A 24,517-nucleotide genomic window follows, 5' to 3' on the forward strand; every position below is an offset into this window, starting at 1 on the left:
ACGGCGACTCAGACCAAGGAAGTCTCATCCCACCCAACACTCGCAGTCAGGTAGACCGTATCCACCACGGCGTCCAGCGTTGCGCAGCGCGCTGCGCGGGCCGCGGGGCCCGGTGAGATCGCTGAAAGAGCTGGGGAGCGGCCCCGCAGGGCCGCTCCCCCTGTACCCTCGAGCCAGCAGATGCCCTCCGCCTAGAAGTTGCAGCCTTGCTGGGAATCTCCGTTCCCGAACAAGATGAGGGAGCAAGTATTATTCTCGACAGGCGTGCCGGTGGATCCAGTAAGAGTCCACGTAACCGTCTGAGTACCGTCACCGGCCCCCGTCGGCGTATTCCAACTGGCCCCCGACGGCATGACGAAGCCGAGCGACGTCAGGGACGTGTTGAAACGATCGTACTCCTGATAGTACGCCCACGACAGCGTCTTCAGCTCCTGCAGCAGGTTCTGCGCCTCCGCCTTGTACGCCCGCTTCCGGGCGCCCAGGTACCGGGGCACCGCCAGCGCCAGCAGAATCCCCAGAATGGCCAGCACGACGACCAGCTCGATAAGGGTGAACCCTCCCTGGCCGGCGCGCCGCTTGCGCTTCAGGAAGAAGTTATACAAGATACCCAACCTCCTTCGTACGATAATTACGACTCCAGCAGTCACACGTGCCTGCGTACCGTCCCGGCCTCATCACCTCCCTGCGCCCGCGAATCGCACCACCCGGTTCACTGCCCAACTGCCGCACGCCCTAGACCTGACGCCCGAGGCCGGCGCGCCAGGTCCCGACCCTACCGGACCCCTCCGCCCGTCGCCAGGTTGAAGATCGGTAGGTACAGCGAGATCACCATCGCCCCGACCACCACGCCCATGAAGATGATCAAGATGGGCTCCAGCAGCGAGGTCAGGCTCTGGACGGTGGCCTCGACCTCGACGTCGTAGAAGTCGGCCACTTTCTGCAGCATCTGCTCCAGGGCGCCGGTCTCCTCGCCCACCCGGGTCATCTGCACGACCATGGGCGGGAAGATCCCCGAGAACTGCAGGGGGATGGCGATGGACTGGCCCTCCCGGATGCTGGACCGCACGGCGTCGACGGCCTCGCCGATCACCACGTTGTCGATGGCCTTGGCCACGACCTCCAGCGACTGCATGATGGGCACGCCGCTGGCGATGAGCGTACCCAGGGTGCGGGTGAACCGGGCGATGACGATCTTGCGGTTCAGCTCGCCCAGCACCGGGGCCCGCAGCTTCAGGCGGTCGTAGCGGGCGCGGCCCGCGGGGGTCTTCAGGTAGCGGCGCAGCACCCAGACGACCGCCCCCAGCCCGCCGAGGAACACGTACCAGAACCGCCGGAGCACGTAGCTGACGCCCATGGCGATCTGGGTGGGCAGGGGCAGGTCGCCCGAGCCGCCCAGCTCGCGGAAGAGCGTCTCGAACTGGGGGAGGATCACAATGGTCATGAAGAAGAGGCCGCCCAGGGCGGCCACGGTCAGCAACGCGGGGTAGACCATGGCCGAGCGGATCTTGCTGCGCAGGGCCTGCTCCTTCTCGAGGTAGGCGGCCAAGCGTTCGAGGACCTCGTCGAGCACGCCGCCGGTCTCCCCGGCCTTCACCATGTTGACGTAGAGCGAGCTGAACGCCTGGGGGTGGCGGCCCAGGGCGTCCGACAGCGGGCGCCCGGCCTCCACGTCCTGGCGCACCTGGGTGATGATCTGCCGCAGGCGTTTGTTGGAAGTCTGCTGCTCGAGGATGGACAGGGTGCGGACCAGCGAGAGGCCCGCGTTCACCATGGTGGCGAACTGACGCGAGAAGACGGCCAGATCCTTGAGCCCGATGCCGAACAGGCTCTGCAGCGACTCCAGCAGGTCGCGCCGCTCGACGGTGCGCTCGAGGCTCGTGATGAAGAAGCCCATGTCGCGCAGGCGGTCGATGACCACCGCGTCGTTGTCGGCCTCGATGACCCCGGTGATCAGGCGCCCGGTACTGTCCTTGGCGCTGTAGCGGAAGACCGCCATGCCCCTACCTCCGCGTGGGCCGGGCGATGGGCTCGACCTCGCCGCCGGCCTCGCGAATCATCTTGCGCAGCTCCTCGGGGTGGATCGCCCGGGCCAGCGCGTCCTCGAGCGAGATCATCTTGTTCAGGTACAGGTCGCGCAGCGACTGGTCCATGGTCTGCATGCCGTACTGCGAGCCGGTCTGGATCGCCGTCTCGATCTGGTGGGTCTTGGCCTCCCGGATGAGGTTGCGGATCGCCGGCGTGGCGATCATGACCTCGACGGCGGGCACGCGCCCGATCTCCTCGAGGCTGGGCCAGGTCTGGGCGACGGCGCTGCCCAGTCGGGAGCGCAGCGTCGGCCGCCCCTCGCCGTCGCCGTCGGCGCGGCCACGGTAGCGCAGGTTGGGCAGCAGCTGCTGGCTGATGACGGCCTCGAGGACCATCGAGAGCTGGATGCGGATCTGCTGCTGCTGGTAGGGCGGGAAGACGTCGATGATGCGGTCGATGGACTGCGCCGCGTTGGCGGTGTGCAGGGTGGCGAACACCAGGTGCCCGGTCTCGGCGATGGTGAGGGCGGCGCTGATGGTCTCCAGGTCGCGCATCTCGCCGATCAACACCACGTTGGGGTCTTCCCGCAGGACCGCCCGCAGGGCATTGGGGAACGACTGGGTGTCGAAGCCCAGCTCGCGCTGGTTGACGATGCTCTTCTTGTGCTGGTGGAGGTACTCGATGGGGTCCTCGACGGTGACGATGTGCGCCGAGCGCTCGTTGTTGATGAAGTTGATCATGGAGGCCAGGGTCGTGGACTTCCCGTGCCCAGTGGGCCCGGTCACCAGCACGAGCCCGCGGGGCTTGCGGCACAGCTCCTTGAGGATCGGCGGCAGGTTCAGGGCCTCGATGGTGGGGATGACCATGGGGATGACCCGGATGGCGATGCCCACGGCTCCCCGCTGCCGGTAGATGTTCACGCGGAACCGGCCCAGTCCCGGCACGCCGTAGGACAGGTCCAGCTCCCAGAACTTCTCGAACTTCTGCTTCTGGAAGGTGTTGAGCATGCTGTAGCCGAGCTGGAACGTGTCCTCGGGCGTGAGGACCTCGTACTGCTCCATGGGCACCAGGCGCCCCCAGACCCGCATCGTGGGCTTGATGCCCGAGGTGAGGTGCAGGTCGGAGGCCTGGGCCGCCACGACCTCGCGCAGCAGATCGTCGATGTGCATACTCGCCTCCCTCGACCGTCCCGGGGTCGCTACTCGACGAACACGACCCGGAGCATCTCTTCCAGGGACGTGGCGCCCGCCAGGACTTTGGCCACCCCGTCCTGCTGGAGCGTGCGCATGCCGTTGGCCACCGCCTGCCGCTTGAGGACGTCGGCCGGGGCCTGCTTGACCACCAGCGCCCGCAGCGCGTCGTCCATCACCATGATCTCGAACAGCCCCACCCGGCCCCGGTAGCCCAGGTGGTTGCACAGCTCGCAGCCGCGGGCGGTGTAGATCACAGGCGGCGGGGCTCCCGGGGCGGCCAGCCCGTAGCGCGCCACGACTTCCGGTGGTGGGGTCCGGGGCTCGCGGCAGTGCGGACACAGCACGCGCACCAGGCGCTGCGCCACTACCCCGATCACCGACGACGCCGCCAGGAAGGGCTCGATGCCCATGTCCACCAGCCGCACGACGGCCCCGGGCGCGTCGTTGGTGTGCAGCGTCGAGAGCACCAGGTGGCCGGTGAGCGCGGCGTGGATGGCGATGCGCGCGGTCTCCTCGTCGCGGATCTCGCCCACCATGATGATGTCGGGGTCCTGCCGCAGGAACGCCCGCAGGCCCGTGGCAAAGGTGAGGCCGGCCTTGGGGTTGATCTGCACCTGGCTGATGCCGCTGAGCTGGTACTCTACCGGGTCCTCGATGGTGATGATGTTGACCTCGGGCCTGTTCAGGCGGTTCAGCGCCGCGTAGAGGGTCGTGGTCTTGCCGCTGCCGGTCGGCCCCGTGACGAGGATGATGCCGTAGGGCTTGGCGATCAGGTTCTCGAAGCGCGGCAGGTCCTCGGGCAGCAGCCCGAGCTTGTCGATGCTCACCAGGGCCGCCCGCTTGTCGAGGATGCGCATGACCACCTTCTCGCCGAACACCGTGGGGATCGTCGAGACGCGCAGGTCGATCTCGCGGTTGTCGACGCGCAGCTCGATGCGCCCGTCCTGGGGGACCCGGCGCTCGGCGATGTTCATCGCCGCCATGATCTTGATCCGGCTCACCGTGGCCGCCTGCACGTGCTTGGGTGCGGTCATGACGTTGTAGAGCGTGCCATCGATGCGGTAGCGGATGCGCAGGTGGTTCTCCTGGGGCTCGACGTGGATGTCGCTGGCACCCTGCCGTACCGCCTGTACGAGCATCAGGTTCACCAGGCGCACGATGGGCGCGTCGTCGACGATCTCCCGCAGCCGGTCGACCCCGGGCTCCTCCTCGCCCACGTCGGCCGGACGGATCTCCTGGATCACCTGGTCGATCGAGGTGCCCAGCGCCGGGTACTGGTTGACGGCGTAGTCGAAGCCCTCCTGGGTGACGACCGCCGGGATGACCTCGCGGTTCACCCGCCGCCGGATGTCGTCGAGGGCCAGGACGTCCAGGGGATCGACCATACCCAGAACCAGCGTGTCGCCCTGCAGGCGCACGGGCACCACCTGGTAGAGCCGAATGAGCTCCTCCGGCAGCAGCGTGAGCACGTCCTCGGGAATCGCGGTGGCCTTGAGGTTCACGTACTCGAGCCCGAGCTGGCTCGCCATGGCCCGGGCGATGGCTTCCGGGGTGGCCATCCCCTGGGCGACCAGCACCCGCCCCAGGCGCTCGCCGGTGCGCTGCTGGATCTGCAGTGCCTGCTCCAGCTGCGCCGGGGTGAGCAAGCCGGCTTCGACCAGCAGCTCGCCGAGCTTGACGCGGCGGCGCGCGGTGATGCTCCTAGAGGGTTTCATGGCGCTCCATCATCATCACGACGTGGGCCTTGTTGACCAGCACGACCTCGGTCTCGTAGAGCAACCGGCCGTCCAGCGAGAAGAGCCGGGCGGACGTGATGGGCAGGAAGTCCTTGGCCGCATTGAGCCGGTCGGACAGGCGCGCCGTCGAGGGGAGGTGCAGGTCGCCCTCGATGCGGTGGAAGGGGGTGAACACCACCACCTGCTCGCGATCGAGCTGCACCTTCATCGGCTGCTCCCCCGACGTTCGGCGCCCGCCTCGACGGGCCCGACGGGCGCCACCGCCCTACCGGCCGCGGGTCCCCCGCCCTGCTCGACCAGCCGCTGGATCCCCTTCAGACTAATGCCCCGATCCACCAGAGCCTTGACCCAGCGGATGCGCTCCACGTCCTCCTCGCTGTAGAGCCGGTGGCCCCCGGGGGTGCGCGCCGGGGAGAGCAGGTTGTACTGGTCCTCCCACGCGCGGATCCGGCGCGGGTTGACACCCGTCAGGTGCGCCACCGTGCGGATCGGGTAGATGGGGACGTGCCTGTCGACGATCATCGGGGCCTCCCTCCACTGCCGCCCGTGCGCTGCGCGGCGGCGGGTTCGCGGGGCGGGCCGTAGCCCAGGTCGCGCAGGTACGTGTAGATCTCCTGCAGCTTCGCGAACCCGTGGTAGTCGGGACGGTACTCGTCCTCGAGCTTGTAGTCCAGCTCGATGAACTTGTTGAGCGTCACGAAGAACGCGAACTGCACCGTGTTCGACTCGGCCTCGGGGGCGTCGCGGTTCTTGTCGACGAACAGGTTCACGATGTCGACCCGCGGCATCAACCCCGGGTCGAACCCCTCGGCTTTGGCCCGGGCCTCGATGAGCTGGTGCAGGTCGGCCGTGGCCTTCCAGTCCTTGGCCAGCACCATGGCCACGTCGAGGTCGTACTCCAGGTCGCCGCTGCCCATGGCATGGTGCATCGTCGGCCGGTTGAACGGGTTGAAGACGTCGGTGTCCTCGGCGGGGCGTTCGTCTAACTTGCACCCGTCCTTGTCCAGCGGCGAGATGGCGAACACCGGGCAGTTCAGCTCCAGGCTGAGCTCGGCCAGCTCGGTGGAGATGCGGTCGGTGCGGGCCTTCCAGTCCTCCAGGTGCTCGGTGAGGGGGATCTTCTGCAGGTAGTCGAAGAACAGCACCACCTCGTTGGTCTGGAACTCCTGCATCAGGTTGTGGGCGTGAGCGCGGATGCGGTCGAGGGTGTCCTTCCGCCCCGCCTCGACCAGGTGCAGGTAGGGCGCGTACCGCGCCACGGCGGCTTTGGCCAGCTGCACCCGCGGGCCCACCGGCCCCAGGGCGTCGGCGCCCGCCAGGATCGAGGCAGGGTTGATGCCGACCTCCTTGGCGATGAGCCGCGCGGCCAGCACGCGCCGCGTCTGCTCCCACGAGTAGTAGAGGACCGGGATCTTGTGGTTGGCCGCCACGTGGCAGGCGAGCTCCAGGGCCAGGTTGGTCTTGCCCCGTCGGGGCGCGCCGGCCAGCCCGTAGTAGAAGCCACGCCGCAGCCCCGAGAGCAGGGCGTTCAACCGGTCGAACGGGCTCACCGAGTAGCCCAGCTGCCCGTTGTGCTCCGGGCGGGGCCCGGTCTCGTGCAACAGCGGCGCAAACGCCTCGGCGATCGGCTGCACCTGCCGCCGGACGCGGCGGCGCTGGATCTCCAGCAGCCGGTGGATCGCCTCGGCGGTCACCTGCATGATGTCGGCCTGCTGGCCGTCAGGACGAAAGAGGTGGGCGCCCAGCAGCTCGTGGACCTGCACCAGCAGGTGGCGGCTCTCACGGGCCTTGAGCACCTCGATCTGCGCCACAACCTCGCCGGCCGTGGCGGGCGCCGCCTGGAGCACCGTGGCCACGTAGCGCTCCATCTCGGCGGTCAGCAGCCCGCGGTCGACCAGGCGGGCCCGCAGCCCGGACTCGTCCACCACCGCCGAGGGCACCGCGTGCAGCTCCAGCAATGCCTTCGCTACGCGCCGCGCCAGCGGCGAGGTCAGCAGGTCGGGGTGGAACCCCTCGGTGACCGCCAGGGCGATCACGTGCCGGTCGCGCAAGAAAGCGCTCAGCAGGCGCACCTCGGACTCATAGAGGTCCACGTGTCGGTCTACCTCCCGTTCACCCGGCCGGCCCGGCCACTTCGCGTACCCGGGTCGCGGCCACACATGGCCGCTCTCCTTCGCCACGCGACGCGGAACTTCCCGCAATCCTCCATGCACGTGCGGCTACCGTGGGAACTTCCCTGCCAGATTGCGCCCCCAAACTTCGGGCCGGCCAGACGAGGATATGCCCAGAAGGACAGGGTGCTAGTCGCCGCGCATCTGGCCGGCAACGAGGGCTTTGGTAGGACGCGCACGTCTTCGAAGCGGCCGCAGTTGGGCATATCCTTTCGAGATGACCCCTCCCGATCGGTCGAGCGGCGAAGCCGCCCTGCGCACGCTGAAGGAAGCGGTGGGGTTGCCCCGCGACAGCTCGACCCTTGAGCGGGCCTTCCTCTACGCCGACGCGCGTCAGGCCGCGCGGCTGGGGCGCTGGGCGGAGGCCCGCGACCTGCTGACGCGGCTGCTCGACCTGGATCCCGACGAGCCCTGGATCTACTGGGACCTGGCGGCGGCCCACAAGGGGCTCAACGCACGCCACGAGGCGGCGCAGGCGTACCTGACGGCGGCCGACAAGCACCTCGCCCGGGGCGAGACCGACCAGGTGCTGCTGGCCTACCAGCAGGCTGCTGCCGTGGCGCCCAACGACCCGCAGATCCAGGCGAAGCTCGGCGAGCCAGCAGCCGCAGCGCCCACCGCGGAGCCCCTGCCCGCGGGGGGCGCGCCTGGCGATGGTGCGGCCGCGCCACCTTCGTCCGAGACCGGGGTACCCGCTGCGCCCACCGTGCCCGAGACGTCCCGGCACGGCGCGGCGCGCGGTGAGCGCGCGCCGCGCCGTGGCCGCCAGCGGGAGACCCTGGGGCAGGCGCTGGTCCACCTCGGCGTCATCACACGCGACCAGCTGGCCGAGGCGCTGGAGATCCAGGCGCGGACCGGCGAGCGGTTGGCCCAGATCCTGCGCGACATGGGTGTGGCCACCGACGCCGACATCGCCCGCGGCCTGGCCCACCAGTGGGGCTACCCCTACGTCGTGCTGGGCGACAGGCCCCTGGAGGCCGCGGTGGTGAAGTTGATCCCGCACGCCCTGGCGGCCCGCCACAAGTGCATCGCGGTGGAGCGGCGCGGCAACCGGCTGGTGGTCGCCCTGGCCGACCCGCTGAACGTCATCGCCATCGACGACATCCGCCTCATCACCGGGATGGAGGTCGACCCGGCCGTCGCCACCGAGGAGGACATCGCGCAGGCCCTGGCCCGCAGCTACCAGATCACCGACACGCTGATCGAACGGGCCCTGCGCGAGTCGGTGCCCGACTACCAGGTGGAGACCGGCGAGGACGACCCGTCGGTGGAGCAGCTCCGCAGCCTGGTCGAGGAGGCGCCGGTCGTCAAGCTGGTGAACCTCGTCATCGACGAGGCGGTCAAGCAAGGCGCCAGCGACATCCACATCGAGCCCCACCGCGAGGGCATCTGGGTGCGGTTCCGCGTCGACGGGGTCCTGCGCGACGTCATGAACCCGCCCAAGAACCTCAAGGCGGCGCTGGTCTCGCGTGTGAAGATCATGGCCGACATGGACATCTCCGAACGCCGGCGCCCCCAGGACGGCCGCATCCACCTGGTCACCGACGGGCGCAGCATCGACCTGCGGGTCTCGACGCTGCCCACGATGTTCGGCGAGAAGGTCGTGATGCGCATCCTCGATCAGTCGCAGGCCATGATCGGGCTGAGCCGGCTGGGCTTCCACAGCGACACCCTGCGGCAGTGGGAGAGCGCCATCAGCAAGCCCCACGGCATGATCCTGGTCACCGGGCCGACCGGGAGCGGGAAGACCACCACGCTCTACGCCACCCTGAGCAAGCTCAACACGCCCGACAAGAACATCGTGACCGTGGAAGATCCCGTCGAGTACCAGCTGTCCCGCATCAACCAGGTGCAGGTGAACCCCAAGGCCGGGTTGACCTTCGCCAACGGCCTGCGCAGCATTCTCCGGCAGGACCCCGACATCGTCATGGTCGGCGAGATCCGCGACCGCGAGACCGCCGAGATCGGAGTCCAGGCCGCCCTCACCGGGCACCTGGTGCTCTCGACCCTGCACACCAACGACGCCGCGGGGGCGATCACCCGGCTGATCGACATGGGGGTGGAACCCTTCCTGATCAGCTCGTCGGTGATCGCGGTGCTGGCCCAGCGGCTGGCGCGCGCCATCTGCCCCCGCTGCAAAGTGGGCTACGCCCCCCCGCCCGACGCCCTGGGGCGCCTGGGCGCCGAGCGGATCGACACCGAGGTCGTTTTCTACCGTGGCCAGGGGTGCGACTACTGTCGGGGCACCGGCTACCGGGGCCGGATCGGCATCTTCGAGCTGCTGACGGTCACCGATTCCATCCGTGAGCTCGTCGTCAGGCGCGCACCCTCCACCGAGATCAAGGCCCAGGCGATCCGCGAGGGCATGCGCACCCTGCGCGACGACGGTCTGGAGAAGGTGCTGGCCGGCGTCTCCACCATCGACGAGATCCTGCGGGTCGTCTACGTCCAGGACTGATCGCAAGACTGATCGCCCTGCGGCACGCCCGGTGCGCTGACGGCATCGAGGTTCCCGGCGGCGGGAGCGTGCGGGACCGGGCGCCCCGCGGCATGCCCGACGCCTGCGCGGGCGTCCGCCCGGTCGACGGCGCGCGCAGGACGACGGGCGGTGCGGCTAGACCAGCGCGGCGGCCAGCTGGCTGTTGCGCCGCATCTCGAGCCGGATGCGTCCCAGGTTCGCCTGCTTGCCGCCCACGACGACCAGCATCGCGTCGGGGCCAGCCGGCCCGATGGCCACGGGGCCCTCGTCGAACTCCAGGAGCAGGTTCCGGATGGTGCCGCGGACCATCTCACGGCCCATGGAGTCGGCGGCGGCGATGTTGCTGGCCACGATGGCACCCACAGCCTCCAGGTCCACGCTCTCCTCGCTGGTCACGCCTTCGACCACGAACCCGTCCCGGCTGACCACGAGCGCCGCCAGCACCCCGTCGACCTTGGCCAGGTCGGCCAGCACGTCCTTGAGCTGCGACATTCCCATACCCTCCTTCGCAAACCTCCGGCAGACTGCGCTCCGGGGCGAGGTCAGTGCGTCGTGCGCTAGATCACCTCCGACGAGGCCATGCCCATCACACCCCGCAACTTGGCCAGCGCCGAGGCCAGCACGCGCGAGACGTGCTTCTGCGAGATGCCGATGCGCTTCGCGGCCTCGGTCTGGGTCAGGTCCGTGAAGAACAGGTAGTAGAGCACCTTCTTCTGCAGGCTGTTCAGCGACTCCATCGCCTCCAGCAGCAGGACGCGGTCCTCGATGGGGAGCTGGAAGCTGACGTGGGTGCGATGACGGATGCGCTCCCGGTCGACGCGCAGCTCGCCGCTCTCCTCGTCGGCCTCCAGCGCGATGGTCCGCAGCGCCTCCCGGGTCCGCAGCACCTCCAGCAGGCCCTCCTCCTCGATGTTCAGCTCGGCGGCCAGCTCGTCGAGGCTGGGGAACCGACCTTCCTCGCTGATGTAGCGTCCGATGGTGTCCTCGATGCGGGCGTTGACCTTCTGCAGCCACCGCGGCTTGCGGATCGTGTCACGCTGGTCGCGCAGGTAGTGGCGGATCTCGCCGCGGATCAGGTAGCTGGCGTACGTGGTGAACTTGGCCCCGCGGGTGGGATCGAAGGCCGCGATGGCGTTCAACAGCCCGAGGTAGCCGACCTGCACGATGTCCTCCGTGGGCACCCCGGAGAAGACGAACTCGGCGGCGATGCGCCGGACCAGCGGGGTGCAGGCCAGCACGACCCGCTCCCGGATGGCCGGGTCGCGGGTCCGTGCGTACTCCTGCATGAGCGCTTCCTCATCGTCGTGGGTGCGCTGCGCCTGGTGTCCGGCGCCCGTGCGGTTCGCGCGGTGTGGCCGCGCTTCGGGTGTCGCATTCTCTCCGCTGCGCCCGCGCATCGTGCGGCCTCCCCGTGGCCTCTGGCCTCGTGCGGCACCCGTCCCCGAAAAACAGCAGACCCTCTTGGGACTGCCCAAGAGGATCTACGGTGCATCCCTTCGGCAGCCCGGCCAACCCTCTAGGTCCCGTAGCTTTGCGCCCCCACCTTGCGGTGGGTTTGCCTTGTTCGGGGATCGGTATGCACTTGTGGCGGACGGTCGCTGCACGCAGTACAGTCCGCCCAGAACATTGCCGCAAGCTCTCGGTAAAGAACTTTGCCCAGAACTCCGGACGGCTAGACATGAGAGCGCAGCCTGCGGCGTCCGTCAGCGCCGCGGCGCGCCCGCCGGTGGCCGCGCCCGGACGACGTAGCGGAACGCGAGCCGGCGCGCCACGAGCACGTCGAGCACGGCGGCGAGCTGCGTGCCGGGCAGCCCGCTGGCCGCGGCGACCTCGGCCAGGGTGCGCCCGCCGTCCAGGTATGGCAGCACCGCGAGCGGGTCGATCCCGGCTGCGGCGACGATCTCGGCGCGCACGTCATCGGGCAGTGTGGCGTCGATACCGCGGGCGCGCAGGAAGCGCGCGTCCGGCGAGAAGCGACCGAACGTGGCCTCGCCGGGCGGCGCAGCGGGCGGCGGTGCCTCGGGCGCCACGGCGTCCGCAGACGGCGCGGCGGCGGCCGGCAGCACAGCGTCGTGCCCTGGCGCCGGTGGGTCCACGCTGGCGTGGCTTGGGACCTCCACGCCGGTCGCGCCGTCGGCCGGGGCGCCCGCGGGTACCGGGACCGGCGCGGCCTCTGGCGCGGGCGACGCGGCGGGCGTCTCCTGCCCCGGCGGGGGCGCCGGGGCACGCATGCGGCCCGCCAGGTGCACGATCCATCCTGCTGCGCGGTTGATCACAGCGTCCTCCGATGCGTCGGGGGCGGCGGGGTCGAAGGCGGTCACCGCGCCCTCGGCGATCACCAGGGCAGCGGGGTGCGCTCCGAGCACGAAGAGCACCGCGCTGCTCCCGTCGGCTTGCAGGCGCCGCACGAACCGCTCGAGGCGCACGAAATCGGTGTGCAGCGCGCCGCCGGCGAACTCCAGCTCCATGCACTGCGCCACCACGTCTTCGGGCAACGGTAGATGCGCCCGCGCCGCGCCCGGCGGCACGCTGGCCGCCGCCGAGCCGCCGGGCACGAGCTGCCAGCCCGCCGGCCCGAAGACGGCGCCGATGCCTGCTGCTGGAGTTTCGAATACCACCGCCAGGCCGCCCGGCCAGGTGTAGTGCGTGATACCCGCGCGACCGGTCACCGCCCCTCACCGGCGCCGCTGGTCTGCCGCAACGCGTGTTCCGCCGCCGCGATCTGGGCATCGACGAAGCCCCGTCCCACCACGGCGACGATCGACGCGCAGGCGGTCTCGACGATGCGCCGCCACGTCGCCTCGGGGAGCGGCGGCGCCACGACCCGGCCGTCTTCGACGCGGCCGCCGTGCGGTGCCAGCGCCCGCTCGAGCGAGGCCAAGAACCGGCTGGCGAGCTTGCGACCCCGCAGACGCGCCAGCCGCTCGACGAAGAGACTCAGGATCTCGGGCCAGGGATGGGGAGGAGGTTCCATCGTGACCGTCGTGCCGGCGGGGACCGCACGGTTGCCACCCTGCGGCGGCATCCCCCCAGGTGCCGTACCCGTGCGCGCTGCCGCGGCCACGCGCTGCGCGGCGTCGGGCGTCTCCTCGGCCGCACGGTCGCCGGTCGCCGCCGGCCCGGCTGGCAGCGGCGGCAGGCCGACGACCACCGACAGCGTCCCGCCGCGCGACGCCACCTGGCGCAGGAGATCGCGTCCCGCCGCAGCCGGCAGCACGGCTTCGGTCCCCGTCGCCTCGAAGAACCACGACTCCTGCGGCGCGCCGTCGTGGATCCACAGCACGGCGTCCGTCTCCGGGTCGGCGATCGAGACGCCACCTTCGAAGCCGCGGGCCACCAGGTGCGCGATGAGCGCGTCGAGATCGACGGCGTCGGCGGGCACGCCGGCGATCAGAGCCGGGCCCGTGCGCGCGGTCTCCAGCGCGGTGCGACGATTCACGGCCTGCCTTCCTGCGGGGGTGCGGTACGCGGACGCCGCACGATGCGGCGCGGGCTTCCACCCTAGCGCGAACCTAGCGCGAAGGCCCTCCGGCCACAAGCCGAAGGGCCCACCTGGCTCCTCTTCGGCAACCCGGCCGGCCGCACGGCACCCCGCGCGCCCCCGTCGGCTTTGCGCCCCCACCTCGCGATGGGTTTGCCCGTTCGGAGGTGACACGTACCGGCCCTCGCCGGCACGCGGATGTCCACTTCCCTGTGTACCCCGCGGCGGCTTCGCCTAGACCTCCGCCGACCTTCCACCAGGGCGTCGGCGAAGCTCGCCCCGGCGCGTCAGAGGGCGAGCAAGCGCCGGTAGAGGCTCGCGACGTTGAAGACGTACCAGCGGGTCTCGTCGTAGGGCGGAATGCCCTGGTAACGCTCGACCGCGCCGCGCCCCGCGTTGTACGCGGCAAGCGCCAGGTGCAGATTCTCCCACCCGAAGCGGTCGAGGTTGCCGCGCAGGTAGCGAATCGTCCCGTACAGGTTCTGCACGGGATCATCGGGGTCGACGCCGAGCGCCCGCGCCGTCTCGGGCATGAGCTGGCCCAGCCCGATGGCGCCGGCACGGGACCGCGCCCGCACCTGAAACCCCGACTCCACCGCCACCAGCGCCACCACCAGCCGCGGGTCGATGTTGAACACCCGGCTGTAGCCCAGCAGCGCCTCGCCGATGCGGCGCGCCTCCTCCAGCCCCAGACGGGGGTTGTAGTGGCGCGCGAACGCCTGGTACGTCGCGGCCTCGGTCACCCATCGGACGACGGGGCCGCGCATCGCTGCCTGCGGCAGCGGGCTGATGGCACGCAGGGCCTGCCGGGCCATGTCGTGGACCGCCGGGCTGGCGGGCAGCAGCAGTACCCGGCGGAACGCGATCTGGGCGACCTGGGGCCGACCGGCCTGCAGCTGCGCGTAGCCGAGCCACAGCAGCGCCGCTGCATCGCGCGGCTGCCGTCGCGTCACGTAGTCGAACGCCTGGACTGCCCCCTGCATGTCGCCCCGATGGTACCGGATCGCGCCAAGCCACAACCACCCGTGCGGGTCCGCGGGCCGCGCCCGCAGTGCGCGGGTCACCGCACCCTCGGCGGCATCCAGACGGCCCGCGCGAAACAGGCGCGCGCCCTCCTGCAGCGCAGCAACGTGCGCTGTCGGCGCGGGTCGTCCGGCGACGGGGTCGAGGCCGGCGGCACGCGCCGGGGTCACCAGCCCGACGAGGACGACCAGCGCGAGGACCCCCGCGCCCGGTGTCCCGCGGAGCGTCATGCCAGCTGCTCCGTGATCTCGGCCTTGCGCCGGCGGATCTGCAACCGTGCGCGCGCGACGTTGCCGCCCGCGTCCAGCACCGTGGCGAGGTAGTGCTGCTGCCCCATGGCCACCACGAGCACCGACAGGCTGTCGGTGGTGAGCGTGATGAAGTCGAGTTCGCCGCCGTCCAGCTTGCGGATGCAGTAGGCCCCCACCTTCACCAGCGCCGCCAGGTCCGCGCTGACCCGCGTCAGGTCGGCGGCGCCGCCCTTGGTCACCGCCTCGACGACGTCGCCGTCCATGCTGAGCACTGCGGCTGCTCGCGTATCGTCGCCGACCAGCTCCTGCAGGATCCCGCGCAGCCTCGTGCCCATGGTCCGACGTAAAAATTTACTATTCGCCGCCCTGTTCGCCGCCACCTGCGTGCTTCCTGCTCCGGAGAGGAGTCGTGCGTCCCTGGCACGTAGTACGCGGCAGGAGACCTCGATGGCGGCTGCCGTCCTCGAACGCGTTCAGATCCACCGCCGGGAACTGGCGGCCCGCTGGGCGCAGCGGATCGCGGCCACGCCGGGCCTCGCTGCCTGGTGGCACGATCCTGAACGGCTCCAACGGCTGACCCTGGCAGGCATCGACGCGCTCTGCCAGGCGCTGATCGCCACCCGCCCCCAGCCGTTCGCCGAGTTCGCCGCCCGTCTGAGCCAGGAAGCCTTCGCCTTCGGGGTGCCGCTGCACGACGTCGTTCGGGTCGTGCTGGAGGTCAGGCCGGTGGTGCTGGCGTTCCTCGCCGAGGCACCCGCCGCGCCCGGCCCCGACCTGGAGATCCACCGGCAGCTGGACCAGGTCACGGCCGCAGCCGTGCTCGAGGGCATCCGGGGCCACGAACGGCAGCGCGACCGCCGGGCAGTGACCGTCCAGCGCCAGCTGGAAGAGCTGCGTGCGCGGCTGCGGCAGCAGGTGGTCATCGATCCGGCCACCGGCCTGTTCAACAGCACCTACTTCGGCATCATGCTGCGCCGTGAGGTCCGGCGCTGCCGGCGGTTCGACCGCGAGTTCACTGCGGCCCTGCTGGCCCTGGACCAGGAAGACGAGATCCGGGACGCGTGGGGCGACGAGGGCCTGCGGCTGGTCGTCGTGCAGGTCGCGGAGACGTTGCGCCGCGTCACCCGGCAGGTGGACGTTCGCGCGGCCCTGGGCCCCGCCCGTTTCGGGTTGATCCTGCCGGAGACCTCCCTCGAGGGCGGCCTGATCGTGGCCGAACGCGTGCGCATGGCGGTCGAACAGCATCCGTTCACCGTGCCCCAAGAACCGCTGCCGGTGACGCACACGGTGAGCATCGGGCTGGCCGCGTTTCCCCAGGACGCGGACGACGACCAGAGCCTGCTCCAGCGCCTGGAGGAGGCACTGGCGGTCGCCCGCGCCAGCCGCAACGCCACCGTGGCCGCGGCATCGGCACGGCACCTCCCCCTCTAGCGCTCGCGCCAGAGGCGCAGCTGCACCTCGAACGGCGGCTTGACCTGTAGCACGCGCAGGAACACCTCGACGAGGAACGGATCCAGCGCGCTCCCGGCCATCGCCCGCAGCTCGGCCATGGCCTCGTTGACCGTGCGCCCACGCCGGTAGGGGCGGTCGGAGATCAGCGCGTCGAAGGTGTCGGCGATGCGGATGATCCGCGCCCCCAGCGGGATGGCCTCGCCCGCGAGCCCCTCGGGGTACCCGCTGCCGTCGTAGGCCTCCTGGTGGTAGCGCACGTAGTCCACCAGCGCCCGGAACGGTGCGAACTCCTGCAGGATCCCTGCCCCGCGCTCCGCGTGCAGGTTCATGATGACGCGCTCCTCGTCGGTGAGCGGGCCGCGCTTGCGCAGGATGTGTTCGGGCGTGCCGATCTTGCCGATGTCGTGCAGGAGGCTCGCCCAGCGGATGCGCTCGACCTCCTCCGGCGGCAGGCCCACCTCCTCGGCGATGGCCACCGCGCTGCTGGCCACCCGCTGGGAGTGGCCCCGGGTATACGGGTCTTTGGCCTCCAGGGCCGCCGCCAGCACGTTGACGGCACTCATGGTGAACTCGTGCGCCTGGACCTGCATCTGGGCGTCGCGCAGCCCCAGCGCGGCGGCAGCGAGCACCGTCTCAGTAGCCTCCACCTCGGGCTCGCTGAACAGCCGTACCTCGCGCCGCGCCAGGAGCACCGCCCCGAAGGTCTGGCCGCCGCTGCGCAAGGGAAACAGCACGGCCGACCCCATCCGGCCGCGTCCGAACACGGCCGCCCACTGCGGGTCGGTCGCTGCGTCCACCGCGGTACGCGGCAGACCGGACTGCAGGACCTCTTCCAGCACGGCCGTGCGCGGCAGGACCTCCCCACGTCGCCACGCCTCCTGCGGGTCCACGGTGGCTGTGACCACGGCGCGCTGCTCTACGTCGAGCACGATCACCACGCCGACGTCGGCGCCGGCCAGCCGCACGAGCCGTTCGAGCACGCGCCGCGCCCGGTCCGCGAGCGCCAGGCCCGCCATCGCGTCCACCACCGCCTGCAGTTCGGCTGCCACACGCGCGCGCCGCGCGAGCTCCTCGGCCCCGCGCAGGGCGGCCGTCATGGCATCGGCACGACGCTGCTCGAGGACCCCGACGAGCAGTCCGAGCAAGGCCAGGAGCGCTGTCCGGGACAGCGCCTCGAGGGTCGGCGCCTGGCGAAGGCCAACGGCGAGAGCGTACCCCAGCGCCGCCACCCACCCGCCAATGACGCCGGCCAGCAGCCCGCGCCCGGCCGTGCCCCAGATGAGCACGGGCACATAGAACACGTAGAAGAGGCTGCCCGTTCCGCCCGTCACGTACACCAACAGGGTGACGATCAAGAGTTCCAGGGCCGTGCCAGCGTAGGCCGCGACCCGGTGGGTCCCGCGCGATGTCTCCTCCCGCACGCTCAGGATCCCGGCGGGTACCAGCAGCAGCACCAGGGGGATGGCCACCAGAGGCACCGGACGGTCTGGAGGCGCGCCGACCACGAGCATCGCGACGCCGAAGAGTGCCACAAGCCCTCGAAGGTAGAGGGCCCACCAGTCGAAGCCACCGCGAGGCAGGACCGTTCGCATCGACACGCGCGCCGGCCCCCGACCGGGCCGCGGGCGCAGAGAGGTTATGCCCGGTGGTCGTGATGGTCAGACGTCTAGACCCACGAGTTCGACGTGGCCAATAGCTTGTGCCCTGCGGTCGTGCGGGTCAGACACGGCAAGCCCCGCGGTCGGGGTCAGCCCTCGGAGGCGGGACTGAGCAGGCCCCGCGCGGCCAGCGCCGCCAGCACCCGCCGCTCGAGCGCGCGCACGAGGCGCACGCGCCACGGCTCGCGCGGGCTGAGCGGTGCCACCAGGATCGTGGGCACCCCAAGGCGGTTGCCCGCCAGCACGTCGGTGAAGAGCTGGTCGCCCACCATGGCCGTGCGCGCCGGCGCGGTGCCCATGATGGCCAGGGCGCGGCGCAGCTTGGCGGCGCTGGGCTTGAACCGCCCTGCGGCCACGGGCAGGCCCAGCAGACGGGCAGCGCGCCGGACGCGGCCCGAGAGGCTGTTGGACACCAGGCAGGCGGCGATCCCCGCCTGCCGCAACGTCGCCAGCCAGGCCACCACGTCGGGCGGAGGTGCGTCTGCGCCCCACGGGACCAGGGTGTTGTCGAGATCGAGCATCACCGCGTCGATGCCCCACGCCCGTAGCAGGGCCGGTGACAGGGCTGCGACACCCGAGACGCGGTGCCGGGGCGCCAGCAGGCGCCACAGCCGGCTCACGGGCGGTAGCGGCGCACCGCGTCCAGGTGCTCGGCGAACGTGCGGCTGAAGTGGTGGCGGCCATCGGGCCGCCGCACGTAGTACAGGTAGGGCACGGCGGCAGGATGGGCGGCGGCCTCCAGCGCGGCCACGCCCGGGCTGGCGATGGGGCCGGGCGGCAGGCCGGCCCGCCGGTAGGTGTTGTACGGCGAGTCCACGGCGAGGTCGGCCGCGGTCACCACCGGCTTGTGGTACCCGAGCGCGTAGAGCACCGTGGCGTCGATCTCCAACCTCATCCCCCGCGCCAGGCGGTTGTAGATCACGCCGGCGATCACCGGCCGTTCGTCGGGTACCTGGGCCTCGCGTTCGACCATCGAGGCGACCGTCACGAGGTCGTGCAGGCCAAGACCGCGCGCCGCAGCAGCCGCGCGCAGCGATTCGCCGACTGCGGCCTCGAAGCGGTCGAGCATCGTCCCGATCACGGCTTCCTCGCGCAGCCCGCGCGGCAGATAGTAGGTGTCGGGGAAGAGGTAGCCCTCCAGGCTGTCGGAGGGCAGCGCGTCCAGCCACGGCCGCCCCAAGGTGCGGCCCTGCCGCAACGCCAGGTCGAGGAAGCGGTCGCGGTCGACCAGCCCCATCCCGGCCAGCAGGTCGGCGATCTGGCGGACCGTGTACCCTTCCGGGACCGTCACCCGATGGAGACGCACGGCCCCGCGGGCGATGCGGCCGGCGATCTCCCACGCGCTCTGTGACGGGTGGAAGACGTACTCGCCGGGCTGCAGCGTCCCCAGGCGCCGCTGCAGCGCCGCGGCCGCCACCAGCGACACCGGCGCCCGCACCAGGCCGGCGTCGCGCAGCTGCCGGCCGATCGCCCAGGCCGAGGCGCCCGACGGGATGACAACGACGCGGGCTTCCCCGCCGCCGACCGGCCCCAGCACCCACCAGCCGGCGCCGACCGCCACCAGCGCCGCAGCGGCAGCACTACCCGCCACGGCCATCCACAGCCGCCGCGCCCGGGGTGGTGTGCCCTGGTGTGCCGCCACCGCAGGCCGGAGGCCCTAAGCGTCCTCCGGGTCCTCGTCGTCCTCGTCGGGCTCGCCGTTCGTCGCGAACCCCTCGGTCTCGTCGAGGAGATCGAGGTCGTCGTCGTCCTCGTCGTCGAGGGTCACGTCGTTGTAGCGCTCCTCGAGTTCGGCCATGACGCGGCTCAGCTCCTCGTCGTCCTCGATCGGCACCAGGTGGTCCTCGCCCTCGATGCGGAACACGACTGCCGCCGGGTCGTCGTCCTGTTCCTCGGGCTGCAACACCGCGTAGCGAACCCCGCCCACGTCGACGACGTCCACCAGGGTAAACCGGTGCTCCAGCCCGTGCTCGTCCTGGAGCGTAATCACGTCACCGTCTTCGACCACGCCGCACCTCCCGCCCCCGCCGGCTGCCACGTCGCCTGCGTTCCGCGCCGAGCATAGCACCTTGCCCGACCGCCGACCAGTCGCCGCGCGCCGGCGGCGCCGACGTTGGCGGTGCGCCAGCCTCGATCGGCCGGAGCCGCCCGCGGTCGAGGTACGTCTGCAGGACGAGCGCCGCCGCTATGGCGTCGACGCGGCCGCGGATGGCCCGCGCGCCGCCCTCGCGCATGGCACGCTGGGCCGCCGCCGTCGAGAGGCGTTCGTCCACCTCGTGCACCGGCACGTCCAGGGCCGCGCGCAGGCGCTGCGCGAACGCCGCCGCCGCACGCGCCTGCGCGCCCGCTTCGCCCCGCAGGGTCAGCGGACGGCCCACGACGACCTCGGTCACGCCCCAGGCGGCCACGATGGCCCGCAACCGCGCCAGGTCGCGAGCCCACCCCGCGCGCACCAAGACGGCGTGAGGCATGGCGATGGTCCCGGTCGGATCGCTGATGGCGAGCCCGAGCCGGCGCGTGCCGGGGTCGATGGCGAGCACGCGCACCGGCCTAGCTGCCGCCCAGCAGCCGCCGCACTTCGGCGGGCACGGCGGCCAGTGCGGCGTCGAGGGCCGCGGGATCGCGACCGCCGCCCTGGGCCAGGTCCGCGCGGCCACCGCCCGTGCCGCCCACGCGCGCGGCCACCGCGCGCAGCAGCGCATCGGCCCGCAGGCCGCGCGCGTGCAGGTCGGGCGTGACCATCGCCACCAGGTGCACGCGATCGCCCACCGCGCTCCCGACGACGACCACGCCCTGGCCGACCTGCGCCCGCAGGCGGTCGCCGGCCGCGCGCAGCGTGTCGTGGGTCGCCCCGTCGAAGCGGGCGGTGGCGACCCGCACGCCGTCCACGTCGGTCGTGGCCGCGGCGAGGTCCGGGCCCGCGGGAGGACCCTGCGCCTGCGTCTCGCGCAGCCGCTGCAGCGTCCGCACCTCGTGCTGCAGGCGGCGCACACGCTCGGGCACCTCGGCCGGCGGCACCCGCAGCTGCGCGGCCAGCTCGGCCAGCGTGCGCTCCGCAGCGCGGGCGCGGTCGTAGGCCGCGAGCCCCGTCAGCGCCTCGATGCGGCGCACGCCCGCGGCCACGCCCACCTCGGCGGTGATGAGGAACAGCCCGACGGCGGCGGTCGAGCGCAGGTGCGTGCCGCCGCACAGCTCCCGGCTGTAGTCGGCCACGGTCACCACGCGCACGCGCTCGCCGTACTTCTCGCCGAAGAGCGCCATGGCGCCCAGGCGCAGCGCCTGCTCCAGGGGCATCACCGTCGCGCGCACGCGCCGGCCCTCCAGCACCACGGCGTTGACCCGGCGCTCGATGGCCTCCCGCTGCTCGGCCGACAGGGGCTGCAGGTGCGTGAAGTCGAAGCGCAGCCGGTCGGGCGCCACCAGCGAGCCGGCCTGCCGCGCGTGCTCGCCCAGCACCTCCTGCAGCGCCCGGTGGAGCAGGTGGGTGGCCGTGTGGCTGCGCATGATGGCTGCACGGCGCGCGACGTCGATGGCGGCCCGTACCCGCTGCCCGGTGCGCAGCCGGCCCTCCTCGACGCGCCCGTAGTGCCCGACCACCCCGGGCGTCAGGCGCCGCGTGTCCGTGACCGTCACCCGCACGCCGCGCGCGGTCAGCTCCCCGGTGTCGCCCACCTGGCCGCCCGCCTCGGCGTAGAACGGCGTGCGGTCCAGGACCACGATCACCTCGTCGCCCGCCCGGGCCGCGTCGACGGGGACGCCGTCGCGGAGCAGGGCCACCACCCGGGCGGTGGCGCGGGCGCGGGTGTAGCCGACGAATACGGTGTCGGCGACGCCGCGTTCGCGCAGCGCCTCGATCGCGCTCCCCTCCACGCGGGTCACCGCCTCGGCGGTCTCGGCCCGGCTGCGCCGGCGCTGCTCCTCGAGGGCCGCGCGGAACCCGGCCTCGTCCACGCCCAGGCCGGCCTCCGCGGCCACGTCGCGCGTCATCTCCAGCGGGAACCCGTAGGTGTCGTAGAGCCGAAAGACGTCGGCGCCCGCGAGCTCCCGGGCCCCCCGTGCCCGGGCCTGGGCGATCACCTCGCCCAGGCGCTCGAGACCGGCGGCCAGCGTCTGCGAGAACCGCTGTTCTTCGGCCTCCAGGACCTCGGTGATGAACGCCTGCTGGCGCACCAGCTCCGGAAACTCCTCGCCCATCAGGTCGACGACCGCCGCCGCCACCTGCCCCAGGAAGGGCCCGTCGAACCCGGCCCGGCGCCCAAAGCGCATGGCGCGCCGGAGGATCATGCGCAGCACGTAGGCCCGGCCCTCGTTGCCCGGCAGCACGCCGTCGGCGATCAGGAACGTGGCCGCGCGGGTGTGGTCGGCGATCACCCGGTAGGGCACGATGGCTGCGGCGCGCTGCGCCGCCGAATGCCCCAGCAGCCGCTGGATGCGGTCGAGGATGGGCGCGAACAGGTCGGTGTCGTAGTTCGTGGGCGCCTGCTGGATCACCGCGGCGATCCGCTCGAGCCCCATGCCGGTGTCGACCCCCGGCCGGGGCAGGGGCGTGCGCGTGCCGTCGGCGGCCTGGTCGTACTGCATGAACACCAGGTTCCAGATCTCCAGCCAGCGCCCGCACCCGTTGTCCAGGGCGACACTGCAGTCGGGCCGTCCGCACGTGCACGCGGCGGGTCCCCAGTCGTAGTGCAGCTCGGACGTCGGCCCGCAAGGGCCGACATCGCCCATCGACCAGAAGTTGGTGGCCTCGCCCATGCGCAGCAGGCGCGCCGCCGGAATGCCCAGGGCGCGCCAGGCGGCCTCGGCCTCCTGGTCGCCCTCTAATACCGTCACCACCAGGCGGTCCTGCGGAATCGCCAGCTCGCGGGTGACGAACTCCCAGGCCCAGGCGATCGCCTCGGGCTTGAAGTAGTCGCCGAAGCTGAAGTTCCCCAGCATGAAGAACAGGGTGTGGTGCCGCGGACTGGGCCCGACGGCCTCCAGGTCGTTGTGCTTGCCCGAGACCCGCAGGCATCGCTGCAGCGTCGCCGCGCGGGTGTACGAGCGGCGCTCGCGGCCCAGGAACACGTCCTTGAACTGCACCATGCCCGCGTTGGTGAACAGCAGCGTGGGGTCGTCCGCGGGCACGAGTGACGAGCCCGGCACGATCACGTGCCCCCGCGCCGCGAAGAACTCCAGGAAGCGCCGCGCCAGGGCCAGGCCGCCGACCGGCTGGGTCAGGGGCGATGCGGTCACGCCGACGTCGATGGGAGCGTCACCTCGCTCAGCAGGGCCCGGGCCTCGTCCAGCGCCTCGCCGAAGGCAGCCACCACCCGGTCGGTCTGCGCGTCGGTGGCGACCAACGGCGGCGCGAACCGGATCACCTCGGGCCGGTTGAGGGCGTGGAACCCGAGCACCTGGCGCTGGAACAGGCCGGCCATCACCAGGAACGCCACGTCGGCCTCTCGGAACTCCACGCCCACCAGGCACCCGCGCCCCCGCACCCCGGCGATCAGGTCCGGAGCCGTGGCCGCCAGGCGCCGCAGGCCGGCCAGCAAGCGGTCGCCGATGGCCGTCGCCCGCGCCAGCAGCCCTTCCTCCTGGATCACGCGGATCGTGGCCACCGCGGCCGCCCAGCCCAGGCGGTTGCCGAAGGTGGTGGTGTGCATGTACGGGTGCTTGATCAACGGCTCCCAGAGGTGCGGCCGGGCGATCATGGCCCCCACCGGCGCCACGCCGCCGCCCAGCCCCTTGGCCGCGGTGAGGATGTCGGGGACCACCCCCTCCCGCTCGCACGCCCACATGGTGCCCGTGCGCCCCATGCCGGTCTGCACCTCGTCGACGATCAGCAGCGCACCGGTGCGGTCGCACAGCGCGCGCACGGCCTGCAGGTAGCCGTCGGGCGGCAGGATCACGCCGTTCTCGCCCTGGATCGGCTCCAGGATCACGGCAGCGGTCGCGGGGCCGACGGCGCGTTCCAGGGCGTCGACGTCGCCGTAGGGCACGTGGGTCACCCCGGGCAGCAGGGGCGCGAAGGGCGTCCTGTACAGGTCGCGGCCCGACACCGACAGCGCGCCGAAGGTCTTGCCGTGGAACGCCCCCACCATCGCCACGATCTCCGACCGGCCGGTGGCCGCCCGCGCCAGCTTGAGGGCGGCCTCGTTGGCCTCGGCGCCGCTGTTGCAGAGGAACGCGTACTGCAGGTCGCCGGGCGTCACCTCGGCCAGCAGCGCCGCCAGCTCGGCCATGGGCTCGTTGGGCATGATGCGCACCGACAGCGGCATGCGCTCGAGCTCCCGACGGGCCGCGGCCACCACCTTTGGATGCCGGTGCCCGACGATGAAGACCGCCGGCCCGCACGCGAAGTCGATGAACTCCCGGCCGTACGCGTCGCGGATGATGGCTCCTTCGGCCTCGACCTCCAGGGTCTCGGCGCCGAGGAACTGGAAGCCCCGCGCCCAGGCGGGGTTAAGGTGCTGGGCGTACCGCTGGAGCACCGCCAGCACCCGCGCCTCGATGGGATCGGTCATGTCGGCTCCGTGCCTCCCGCCACGCGCGACGCTTCCAGCTCGGCGAGGGCGGCACGCGCGCGCCGGACGATCTCGCGCGTCTCCTTGTACTTGATCCGCCGCAGGGCCTCGTCCACCGGCACCCACTCCGCCGCCACGAACCCTTCCTCGCGCTGGGGCCGCACGTCCTCCCCGCCCAGGAACTCCAGCAGGTAGTAGCGCACCGTCTTGTCGTAGAACGCGTGCTCGGTGCGCCAGTAGAACGAGTAGCGCTCCTGCCCGAGGTCGCAACACACCCGCAGGTTGCCCAGCCCGGTCTCCTCGCGCACCTCGCGCAGGGCCACGGCCTCGGGGGTCTCCCCGCTTTCGATGGTGCCCTTGGGCAGCATCCACCTGCCGCTCTCGTGCCGGAGCAACAGCACCTCTGGCCCCTGCGGCGTCCGGCGGAAGACAACGCCCCCGGCGCTGCGCGCCCGCTTCACCGACCTGCGCTTGTGCACGGCGGTCACGCGCTGTCCCGTCCTGGCAAGAAGAATGAGGCCCGGGCGGTGACCCGGGCTCTC

Annotated in this window: 23 protein-coding genes and 2 riboswitches; of the genes, 2 read left to right on the plus strand and 21 right to left on the minus strand. The window is 71.8% G+C overall.

What is annotated here, in order from left to right; translation table 11 throughout:
* Positions 1-191: 191 nt before the first annotated feature.
* From QN157_12865 to QN157_12895, 7 genes are all read right to left on the minus strand, one after another.
* Positions 192-602, minus strand: a complete 411-nt coding sequence (locus QN157_12865; protein MDR7556483.1) for a type II secretion system protein — start codon at positions 600-602, stop codon at positions 192-194.
* 170 nt (positions 603-772) lie between these two features.
* Positions 773-1,996, minus strand: coding sequence for a type II secretion system F family protein (locus QN157_12870; GenBank protein ID MDR7556484.1), 1,224 nt, complete (start codon positions 1,994-1,996; stop codon positions 773-775).
* 4 nt (positions 1,997-2,000) lie between these two features.
* On the minus strand, positions 2,001-3,194 hold the full coding sequence (locus tag QN157_12875; GenBank protein MDR7556485.1) for a type IV pilus twitching motility protein PilT: 1,194 nt from the start codon (positions 3,192-3,194) through the stop codon (positions 2,001-2,003).
* A 29-nt stretch (positions 3,195-3,223) separates the two neighbouring features.
* Entirely contained in the window at positions 3,224-4,933 is a 1,710-nt protein-coding gene (gene gspE, locus QN157_12880; GenBank protein MDR7556486.1) for a type II secretion system ATPase GspE, read from the minus strand.
* On the minus strand, positions 4,920-5,162 hold the full coding sequence (locus QN157_12885; GenBank protein MDR7556487.1) for a hypothetical protein: 243 nt from the start codon (positions 5,160-5,162) through the stop codon (positions 4,920-4,922). Before QN157_12885 ends, gspE (QN157_12880) begins: the two co-directional genes overlap by 14 nt.
* The gene (locus QN157_12890; protein ID MDR7556488.1) at positions 5,159-5,476 is read right to left on the minus strand and encodes a MerR family transcriptional regulator; all 318 of its coding nucleotides are present in this window, start codon (positions 5,474-5,476) and stop codon (positions 5,159-5,161) included. The genes QN157_12885 and QN157_12890 overlap by 4 nt, the downstream gene beginning before the upstream one ends.
* Positions 5,473-7,047 carry a DnaB-like helicase C-terminal domain-containing protein gene (locus tag QN157_12895; GenBank protein MDR7556489.1) on the minus strand — a complete coding sequence of 525 codons (1,575 nt, stop codon included), beginning with the start codon at positions 7,045-7,047 and terminating at the stop codon, positions 5,473-5,475. Before QN157_12895 ends, QN157_12890 begins: the two co-directional genes overlap by 4 nt.
* A 295-nt stretch (positions 7,048-7,342) precedes the next feature.
* On the opposite strand from QN157_12895, the gene gspE (QN157_12900) reads away from it, so the two are divergent.
* Positions 7,343-9,583, plus strand: a complete 2,241-nt coding sequence (gene gspE / locus QN157_12900) for a type II secretion system ATPase GspE (GenBank protein MDR7556490.1) — start codon at positions 7,343-7,345, stop codon at positions 9,581-9,583.
* Positions 9,584-9,739: 156 nt separating this feature from the next.
* Here the strand turns inward: gspE (QN157_12900) and QN157_12905 are convergent, their stop codons facing one another.
* The 6 genes from QN157_12905 to QN157_12930 form a co-directional block, all read right to left on the minus strand.
* Positions 9,740-10,096 carry a roadblock/LC7 domain-containing protein gene (locus tag QN157_12905; protein MDR7556491.1) on the minus strand — a complete coding sequence of 119 codons (357 nt, stop codon included), beginning with the start codon at positions 10,094-10,096 and terminating at the stop codon, positions 9,740-9,742.
* Positions 10,097-10,161: 65 nt separating this feature from the next.
* Positions 10,162-10,890: a sigma-70 family RNA polymerase sigma factor gene (locus QN157_12910; GenBank protein MDR7556492.1), complete on the minus strand. Its 729-nt coding sequence runs from the start codon at positions 10,888-10,890 to the stop codon at positions 10,162-10,164.
* A 209-nt stretch (positions 10,891-11,099) separates the two neighbouring features.
* Positions 11,100-11,174: riboswitch (cyclic di-GMP riboswitch) on the minus strand.
* Between the two features lie 133 nt (positions 11,175-11,307).
* On the minus strand, positions 11,308-12,273 hold the full coding sequence (locus tag QN157_12915) for a hypothetical protein (protein MDR7556493.1): 966 nt from the start codon (positions 12,271-12,273) through the stop codon (positions 11,308-11,310).
* A complete protein-coding gene (locus QN157_12920) occupies positions 12,270-13,043 on the minus strand; it encodes a hypothetical protein (protein MDR7556494.1) in 774 nt (257 codons plus the stop codon). The genes QN157_12915 and QN157_12920 overlap by 4 nt, the downstream gene beginning before the upstream one ends.
* A gap of 123 nt (positions 13,044-13,166) precedes the next feature.
* Positions 13,167-13,253: riboswitch (cyclic di-GMP riboswitch) on the minus strand.
* 119 nt (positions 13,254-13,372) lie between these two features.
* Positions 13,373-14,338 (minus strand): transglycosylase SLT domain-containing protein, encoded by a 966-nt coding sequence (locus QN157_12925; protein ID MDR7556495.1) that lies wholly within the window; start codon positions 14,336-14,338, stop codon positions 13,373-13,375.
* Entirely contained in the window at positions 14,335-14,694 is a 360-nt protein-coding gene (locus QN157_12930) for a roadblock/LC7 domain-containing protein (GenBank protein ID MDR7556496.1), read from the minus strand. The genes QN157_12925 and QN157_12930 overlap by 4 nt, the downstream gene beginning before the upstream one ends.
* A gap of 112 nt (positions 14,695-14,806) precedes the next feature.
* Between QN157_12930 and QN157_12935 the strand changes: the two genes are divergently transcribed.
* On the plus strand, positions 14,807-15,790 hold the full coding sequence (locus QN157_12935; GenBank protein ID MDR7556497.1) for a diguanylate cyclase: 984 nt from the start codon (positions 14,807-14,809) through the stop codon (positions 15,788-15,790).
* Here the strand turns inward: QN157_12935 and QN157_12940 are convergent.
* The 8 genes from QN157_12940 to QN157_12975 all read right to left on the minus strand — a co-directional run bounded on the left by QN157_12940 (position 15,787) and on the right by QN157_12975 (position 24,463).
* Entirely contained in the window at positions 15,787-17,403 is a 1,617-nt protein-coding gene (locus tag QN157_12940; GenBank protein ID MDR7556498.1) for an HD domain-containing protein, read from the minus strand. The two genes, QN157_12935 and QN157_12940, sit on opposite strands and share 4 nt — an antisense overlap.
* 155 nt (positions 17,404-17,558) lie before the next feature.
* Positions 17,559-18,089 (minus strand): YqeG family HAD IIIA-type phosphatase, encoded by a 531-nt coding sequence (locus tag QN157_12945; protein ID MDR7556499.1) that lies wholly within the window; start codon positions 18,087-18,089, stop codon positions 17,559-17,561.
* On the minus strand, positions 18,086-19,111 hold the full coding sequence (mltG, locus tag QN157_12950; protein ID MDR7556500.1) for an endolytic transglycosylase MltG: 1,026 nt from the start codon (positions 19,109-19,111) through the stop codon (positions 18,086-18,088). The genes QN157_12945 and mltG overlap by 4 nt, the downstream gene beginning before the upstream one ends.
* Before the next feature lie 15 nt (positions 19,112-19,126).
* Positions 19,127-19,477: a DUF1292 domain-containing protein gene (locus tag QN157_12955; GenBank protein ID MDR7556501.1), complete on the minus strand. Its 351-nt coding sequence runs from the start codon at positions 19,475-19,477 to the stop codon at positions 19,127-19,129.
* Positions 19,461-20,015, minus strand: a complete 555-nt coding sequence (ruvX, locus tag QN157_12960) for a Holliday junction resolvase RuvX (GenBank protein MDR7556502.1) — start codon at positions 20,013-20,015, stop codon at positions 19,461-19,463. The genes QN157_12955 and ruvX overlap by 17 nt, the downstream gene beginning before the upstream one ends.
* 4 nt (positions 20,016-20,019) lie before the next feature.
* Positions 20,020-22,701 (minus strand): alanine--tRNA ligase, encoded by a 2,682-nt coding sequence (gene alaS / locus QN157_12965; GenBank protein MDR7556503.1) that lies wholly within the window; start codon positions 22,699-22,701, stop codon positions 20,020-20,022.
* Positions 22,698-23,975: an aminotransferase class III-fold pyridoxal phosphate-dependent enzyme gene (locus QN157_12970; GenBank protein MDR7556504.1), complete on the minus strand. Its 1,278-nt coding sequence runs from the start codon at positions 23,973-23,975 to the stop codon at positions 22,698-22,700. Before QN157_12970 ends, alaS begins: the two co-directional genes overlap by 4 nt.
* Positions 23,972-24,463 carry an NUDIX hydrolase gene (locus QN157_12975; protein ID MDR7556505.1) on the minus strand — a complete coding sequence of 164 codons (492 nt, stop codon included), beginning with the start codon at positions 24,461-24,463 and terminating at the stop codon, positions 23,972-23,974. The genes QN157_12970 and QN157_12975 overlap by 4 nt, the downstream gene beginning before the upstream one ends.
* Positions 24,464-24,517: the final 54 nt, after the last annotated feature.

Source organism: Armatimonadota bacterium (assembly GCA_031459855.1).
Lineage (GTDB): Bacteria > Sysuimicrobiota > Sysuimicrobiia > Sysuimicrobiales > Humicultoraceae > Fervidifonticultor > Fervidifonticultor primus.

Bases quoted from the DNA above. Each gene is read 5' to 3' on its own strand.
- gspE (MDR7556486.1), bottom strand. From the start codon at position 4,933: ATGAAACCCTCTAGGAGCATCACCGCGCGCCGCCGCGTCAAGCTCGGC.
- QN157_12905 (MDR7556491.1), bottom strand. From the start codon at position 10,096: ATGTCGCAGCTCAAGGACGTGCTGGCCGACCTGGCCAAGGTCGACGGG.
- QN157_12925 (MDR7556495.1), bottom strand. From the start codon at position 14,338: ATGACGCTCCGCGGGACACCGGGCGCGGGGGTCCTCGCGCTGGTCGTC.
- QN157_12885 (MDR7556487.1), bottom strand. From the start codon at position 5,162: ATGAAGGTGCAGCTCGATCGCGAGCAGGTGGTGGTGTTCACCCCCTTC.
- QN157_12930 (MDR7556496.1), bottom strand. From the start codon at position 14,694: ATGGGCACGAGGCTGCGCGGGATCCTGCAGGAGCTGGTCGGCGACGAT.
- QN157_12875 (MDR7556485.1), bottom strand. From the start codon at position 3,194: ATGCACATCGACGATCTGCTGCGCGAGGTCGTGGCGGCCCAGGCCTCC.
- QN157_12935 (MDR7556497.1), top strand. From the start codon at position 14,807: ATGGCGGCTGCCGTCCTCGAACGCGTTCAGATCCACCGCCGGGAACTG.
- QN157_12910 (MDR7556492.1), bottom strand. From the start codon at position 10,890: ATGCAGGAGTACGCACGGACCCGCGACCCGGCCATCCGGGAGCGGGTC.
- QN157_12970 (MDR7556504.1), bottom strand. From the start codon at position 23,975: ATGACCGATCCCATCGAGGCGCGGGTGCTGGCGGTGCTCCAGCGGTAC.
- gspE (MDR7556490.1), top strand. From the start codon at position 7,343: ATGACCCCTCCCGATCGGTCGAGCGGCGAAGCCGCCCTGCGCACGCTG.
- QN157_12870 (MDR7556484.1), bottom strand. From the start codon at position 1,996: ATGGCGGTCTTCCGCTACAGCGCCAAGGACAGTACCGGGCGCCTGATC.
- QN157_12940 (MDR7556498.1), bottom strand. From the start codon at position 17,403: ATGCGAACGGTCCTGCCTCGCGGTGGCTTCGACTGGTGGGCCCTCTAC.
- QN157_12890 (MDR7556488.1), bottom strand. From the start codon at position 5,476: ATGATCGTCGACAGGCACGTCCCCATCTACCCGATCCGCACGGTGGCG.